Raw genomic sequence first — 3,641 nt, 5'->3', positions numbered from 1 at the left:
CGGGCTGTAATTTCGGAGCCGCTCCGCGGCTCGAGGGTGGGGCCCTCGTGACCCCTGGTCTTCACTCCTCCGCTCCTCCGCTTCGCTCCCCCGCTCCGTCGCTCCAGACCAGGGGCGGGCCCCACCCAGAAAGGGCGATTTCGATGGCGAGGTGGGCTTTTGTCTCCGTGGTGTGGGTGGCTTCGACACCTTGTGTCCAACTGCTCTGGGGCGCGCAGCTCAATCCAGCACTCGGGTGATCCAGCGCCGCGGTTCGTCGATCTCCGCGGCACGCGGCAGGGTCTCCGCGTCGGTCCAGATCGCGTTGAACTGCTGCATCCCGACAGTTCCCACTACCTCGTCGACGAAGGCCTTACCACGCACGTACTGCGCGACCTTCGCGTCGATTCCCAGCAGTGCGCGCAGCAGCCGCTGGACAGGGTTGGCCGGGCGGGTGCGCCGCTTGTCGAACGCGGCCCGGATCTGCTCGACCGTCGGCACCACGCTCGGGCCGACGGCGTCCATCACATGGTCGGCGTGTCCCTCGAGCAGAGTGCCCAGCATCAGCAGCCGATCCAGCGCCTCCCGCTGCGCGGGTGGCTGGGTGGCACGCAGCAAACCGACCACGCCGCGCGAATTCGGGTCGTCGGAGGCGCGGCCGCTGCGCCGCAGCTTCAGTTCGGTGATCAGCCGCGCCAGCATCTCCGAGGTCGCCTCGTCCTCGATATCGCCGAGCACCTCGACGTTCTCACGCATATAGCCGGCCAGCCAGGGGGACGCCGAGAACTGCACTCGGTGGGTCACCTCGTGCAGGCAGACCCAGAAGCGGAAATCCGCCGGCGTCACACCCAGCGCTCGCTCGACACCGACGATATTCGGCGCCACCAGCAGCAAAGTGCCGTCGGGACCGGTGAACGGGTCGTACTGACCGAGGATCGCGGTGGACAGGAAGGCGAGCATGGCGCCCACCTGCACACCGGCCGGCTTACCGGCGAGCACGCCGGCCCGGTCCGCCGTTCCGGTCCCGGTGAGCAGCGACATCGAATCGGCCGCGGCACCGATCCAGCCCGGACGGTCGACGATCCGCGCGGCGGGCACCGGCTGATCGTCGAGCAGACCGGTCACCGCGCGGACCGGTTCCTCGGCCCGCACCGACGCGTCGGCGAGCTCGGCCACAGCCTGCTCGGCGGCGAGCCGGGAGGTCCGTGGTCCCGCGGGTACCAGGGCTGCCCCGGTCCGGGCGGCCCACCGCCAATCCACCACACCCGCGAACGTGCGCCGCTCGCTGTCGGTATCGGATGGCCCGTTATCGGCCGACTCGGGCGCACCGGGCCCGCCGGGACCTTGTCGAATCGTCATGCGCCCTCCAGCCGTCAGGAACATCCACAGTTGCGCAGCGTGGTCGCGACGGCGTCCAGTGCGGGCCGGCTGACCTCCGGCGGCCGATCGCTCGACATCAAGGTGAAGGTCAGGACCCGGCCGTCACGATCCAGCACATAACCGGCCAACGTACTGGCCACCGACAGAGTTCCGGTCTTGGCGCGCACCCACCCCGCGCCGCCCTGGTTCCGGTCGACATACCGGCCGGCCAGCGAACCGGTACCGCCGGCGACCGGCAGGTAGTCGAGCAGCGGGACCAACGTGGCGGTCAAGGACTGCTCGGGATCCGCGGGTTCGGACTCGGCCCCGGCGCCGGCACCGAGCGGCGATATCACCGGTTTCGGTGCGGTACTGGTCGCTGTCTCGTCCGGTGCGGGGCCGGCGGCGGTGGCCAGGATGCGGTCCAGCACCCGCGCCGGGATCCGGTCGTCGGTCGAGAGGCCGCTGCAATCGTGCATGGTGACGCCGGCCAGATCGAAGCCGTGCTCGGTGAGCACCGCGGCGACCGCGGCGGCTGCTCCGTCGAACGATGCCGGGTGGCCGGTGGCCTGCGCGACCTCCCGGCCGATCGTCTCGGCCAGCACGTTGTCCGAGTACACCATCATGTCCCGCAACCGGTCGCGCAGCGGCGCGGAAGCCACTTCGGCCAGGCGCTTGGTGCCCTGCGGCGCGTTGCCGATCCGCACCTTCGCCGGGTCGAGACCGAGTTCGACCGCGAGCCGCCGGCCCACATCCAGGGCCGGGGTGCCCGAACGCGGCGAATACTCGACCAGTGGGTTCAACCGGCCACCGTCGAGCATGATCGGTTCGAGCGGTGCGATGGAACCGCCGCCGATATCGACCGGGTCCCAGCCGCGAGCCATCGTCGGGCCGGTATAGCGCGAGATATCGACCACGACGGTGTCCGCCCGCACATCGGCGGTGCGCACCTGATCCGCGAGGTCGGCCAAACCGGCGGCCCCCGGGTAGTAACCCTTCCCACCGGGCTGCGCGGTCAGTGTGGGATCGCCGCCGGCCACGAGCACGATCTCGTTCGGCGCCGCGCCCGCGACCACCCGGGTCTGCACGCGCTGATCGTCCGGCAGGGTGAGCAGCGCCGCGGCGGTGGTCATGATCTTGGCCGTCGACGACGGCACCCGCGGTTCGTCGGCGCGGGAATTCCACAGCACGGTGCCGGTCTCGGCATCGGTGACCGACCCGGCGAAACCACCCAGGTCAGGGTTGGCGGCCACCGGGCCGAGAGCTGCCGCGACACCCGAGGGGCTGGGCGCCGGGCCGGTATCGGGTGCCGGCCGGACCTCGGGCAGCACCCGCACCGGGGCGGGCGGCGCCGCGATCGTGAGCCCACCGTGCCGGAATTCCGGAGTCCACGGCCGCAATACGACGGCCAGCACCGCCGCCGCACCCACCAGCCCCACCAGGACGGTGATCAACCACGCCCGCAACCCACGGCGCCGGCGCCCTGCCGACCCGTCCATCCCGCTGCCACCCTGCCAAACCACGCTGCCGCCGTCTCCCTCGTACCTGTCCATGGCACCGGACCCCGCCGAACCCAGCTGCCGCCGACAACCCTATCGGTGTTCCGCTACCGTTCTCGGCGAACAACCGGGTGCGCCGGCCGGAGCCGGCCACCACGGTGCATCGTGAGAGCAGCGGAAGGAGTTGGCGTGGAGTTCGACGTCACCATCGAGATCCCCAAGGGTTCGCGCAACAAGTACGAGGTCGACCACGAAACCGGACGGGTCCGGCTCGACCGGTTCCTGTACACCTCGATGGCCTACCCGGCCGACTACGGCTTCATCGAGGACACCCTCGGTGAGGACGGCGACCCGCTGGACGCCCTCGTGCTGCTACCGGACTCGGTGTTCCCCGGCGTCATCGTCGAGGCCCGGCCGGTGGCCATGTACCGGATGACCGACGAAGCGGGCGGCGACGACAAGATCCTGTGCGTTCCCGCCGGCGACCCGCGCTGGGACCATATCCAGGACCTCGCCGACGTTCCGGAGTTCGAACTGGCCGCGATCAAGCACTTCTTCGAGCGGTACAAGGACCTCGAGCCCGGCAAGTACGTCAAGGGCTCGGAATGGGTCGGGCGCGCCGAGGCGGAGGTCGAGATCGAGGCGTCGTTCCAGCGTCTGAAGGACAAGGGCGGGCACTGAGTTTTTTTGCGCGCCGGCGCGCCCGGAGTTCGGCCCCCTCGGTCCCAGCTTTACGCCCCCGAGGTCATGGGGGGCGGGAAGCAGGGGCGGGCCGCGCCGCTCACGGGGCGGTGGACGCGGCGG

General features: G+C 70.7%; 3 protein-coding genes. 1 reads left to right on the top strand and 2 read right to left on the bottom strand.

Translation table 11 applies throughout. From position 1 onward, the window contains the following. Positions 1-219 precede the first annotated feature (219 nt). Both QH195_RS19625 and QH195_RS19620 read right to left on the bottom strand, forming a co-directional pair. Positions 220-1,338 carry a zinc-dependent metalloprotease gene (locus QH195_RS19625; protein WP_280436497.1) on the bottom strand — a complete coding sequence of 373 codons (1,119 nt, stop codon included), beginning with the start codon at positions 1,336-1,338 and terminating at the stop codon, positions 220-222. Between the two features lie 14 nt (positions 1,339-1,352). Further along, positions 1,353-2,837 carry a D-alanyl-D-alanine carboxypeptidase/D-alanyl-D-alanine-endopeptidase gene (locus QH195_RS19620; protein ID WP_280436498.1) on the bottom strand — a complete coding sequence of 495 codons (1,485 nt, stop codon included), beginning with the start codon at positions 2,835-2,837 and terminating at the stop codon, positions 1,353-1,355. Positions 2,838-3,026: 189 nt separating this feature from the next. On the opposite strand from QH195_RS19620, the gene QH195_RS19615 reads away from it, so the two are divergent. After that, positions 3,027-3,518: an inorganic diphosphatase gene (locus tag QH195_RS19615; RefSeq protein WP_280420692.1), complete on the top strand. Its 492-nt coding sequence runs from the start codon at positions 3,027-3,029 to the stop codon at positions 3,516-3,518. Positions 3,519-3,641 lie beyond the last annotated feature (123 nt).

Source organism: Nocardia carnea, assembly GCF_029868855.1.
Classification (GTDB): Bacteria; Actinomycetota; Actinomycetes; order Mycobacteriales; family Mycobacteriaceae; genus Nocardia; species Nocardia carnea_A.
Note: the sequence above shows the minus strand (reverse complement) of the source record. Positions and strands in the feature narration are given on the sequence as shown.

What these genes read in the sequence shown, in the direction of transcription:
- QH195_RS19625 (WP_280436497.1), bottom strand. Translation starts at nt 1,338, where the DNA reads ATGACGATTCGACAAGGTCCCGGCGGGCCCGGTGCGCCCGAGTCGGCC.
- QH195_RS19620 (WP_280436498.1), bottom strand. Translation starts at nt 2,837, where the DNA reads ATGGACGGGTCGGCAGGGCGCCGGCGCCGTGGGTTGCGGGCGTGGTTG.